A 1,442-nucleotide genomic window follows, 5' to 3' on the forward strand; every position below is an offset into this window, starting at 1 on the left:
TGAACACCGTGTAGACGGTGGGGTATTAAACCCACAAAGAAAATGATAAAAAAATATGACCGATGTATACATAGTATAATAGTATAATAGATGGAAAAATCATTAGCAAAAAATTATGTCCAAGTTAGTCAGAAATAAAAAAGGCCAAATAATGACCGTATTAGGTGAAGGTGAAAAGCCAAAAGCTGACAAACCTTTATCTGTAAGAGTTCCACAGGATATTGATCAGTATGTGCGATCGCTCCCTAATAGAAGTCAGTGGTTAGAGGAAGCTATAACAGAAAAGGCGAGAAAAGAAATGCACGAATATAGTAGGGAATAGTTTAACAATTAATAATTAATAGTGGGAAAAACATTTCTCCAGATAATATTTTTCCTTATTCCTAAATTATTCCCGCAAAACATAACCCACTCCTCGCACAGTTTGAATTAACCTTTTTTCTTCATTAGATTCTAACTTCAAACGTAAGTAACGAATATAAACTTCAATAATATTTGAATCGCCCATAAAATCGTAACCCCAGACAGTTTCTAATATTCTATCTCTTGTCAAAACTTGTCGAGGATGAGCCATTAAATATTCCAATAAATCAAATTCTTTTGCTGTTAATTCAATTGCCCTATTATCCCGATAAACTTCCCTGGTACTTCTATTTAAACTCAGGTCTTCAAACATCAATAAATCAGGATTAGGTTCTTGAGTACGTCTAAGATGTGCCCTAACTCTAGCTAATAATTCTTCTACACTAAAAGGCTTTAATACATAATCATCTGCCCCTGCATCTAAACCAGCTACGCGATCGCTCACATCATCCTTAGCTGTTAATAGAATAATTGGTACTTTATCACCAGTAGTTCGCAAACGACGACATAATTCTAACCCCGATAAACCAGGTAACATCCAGTCAAGAATTATCAAATCTGGCTTAATTTCTCGTGCCATTGTTATGCCAGCGAATCCATCATTAGCCACCGTTACTTGATAACCTTCATATTTAAGTTCTAGCTCAATAAATTGAGCTAGTTTTGCCTCATCTTCAACTACCAGAATGTTAGATGACATTTGTTTTTTAATCTAAACACTGCTATTTATTCTATAGTAGGGAACAGGGAATAGGGAATAGGGAATAGGCAACAGGCAACAGGCAACAGTCAGAAAAACATTTCCCTGTCTTAGGGTTCATTATCAACATAAGTCCTCAGCAACTCATTTCTTGCTATACTATTATTTTAGATAGTTAAGAAAGAAGAATTTACCAAATAATTAAGGTTTAAAACCTCTACGCATCAAAGAAAAAAAGAAATTTTTTTTTATTCAATCCTCTTATTCAAACACAAGTCCTAACAAGGAAATATTTGTAGTACGGGCAAGATGCCCGCACTACAAATATTTCCTTGTTAGGACTTGTGTTTGAATAAGAGGATGGAATAAAAAAAAATTA

2 protein-coding genes are annotated in these 1,442 nt (G+C 34.0%); one reads left to right on the forward strand and one right to left on the reverse strand.

Translation table 11 applies throughout. The features are described 5' to 3' along the window. The first annotated feature begins 115 nt into the window (after positions 1-115). On the forward strand, positions 116-322 hold the full coding sequence (locus F6K13_RS33035) for a hypothetical protein (RefSeq protein ID WP_124143622.1): 207 nt from the start codon (positions 116-118) through the stop codon (positions 320-322). Positions 323-388: 66 nt separating this feature from the next. On the opposite strand, the gene F6K13_RS33040 is transcribed toward F6K13_RS33035, so the two are convergent. After that, complete coding sequence (locus tag F6K13_RS33040) at positions 389-1,063, reverse strand: response regulator transcription factor (RefSeq protein ID WP_124143623.1); 675 nt, start codon at positions 1,061-1,063, stop codon at positions 389-391. Positions 1,064-1,442 lie beyond the last annotated feature (379 nt).

The organism is Okeania sp. SIO2B9, assembly GCF_010672505.1.
GTDB lineage: Bacteria > Cyanobacteriota > Cyanobacteriia > Cyanobacteriales > Microcoleaceae > Okeania > Okeania hirsuta.

Coding starts and splice junctions, on each gene's coding strand:
- F6K13_RS33035 (WP_124143622.1), top strand. CDS start 116: ATGTCCAAGTTAGTCAGAAATAAAAAAGGCCAAATAATGACCGTATTA.
- F6K13_RS33040 (WP_124143623.1), bottom strand. CDS start 1,063: ATGTCATCTAACATTCTGGTAGTTGAAGATGAGGCAAAACTAGCTCAA.